Below are 344 nucleotides of genomic sequence, written 5' to 3'. Positions count from 1 at the left end.
TCTTGGCGCAGGTCAAGGGCGATGGGCTGCGGTTGACCGGGCCGGGTGGGTTCCTGTCGGAGTTGGTGAAGGCGGTCCTGGAGCGGGGGCTGCGGGCCGAGCTGCGGGATCATCTGGGCTATGCCAAGCACGATCCGGCGGGCAAGGGGTCGGGCAACTCGCGCAACGGGAGCACCGCGAAGACGGTGCAGACCGAGATCGGGCCGGTCGAGGTGAAGGTGCCCCGGGATCGGGCGGGCACGTTCACTCCGATGCTGCTGCCGAAGAATGCCCGCCGCCTCGGTGGCCTCTCGGATGTGGTCATCAGTTTGTATGCCGGTGGGATGACCGTGCGGGACATCGCG

General features: G+C 68.3%; 1 protein-coding gene. It reads left to right on the top strand.

The window, feature by feature from the left end; genetic code table 11:
- The coding region (locus F8271_RS31940; RefSeq protein WP_192580572.1) for a transposase at positions 1 to 344 on the top strand (344 nt) is incomplete at both ends.

It is taken from the genome of Micromonospora sp. ALFpr18c, assembly GCF_008868155.1.
Classification (GTDB): Bacteria; Actinomycetota; Actinomycetes; order Mycobacteriales; family Micromonosporaceae; genus Micromonospora.
The sequence above is the reverse complement of the archived record's forward strand: the minus strand, read 5'-3'. Positions and strand labels throughout refer to the sequence as shown.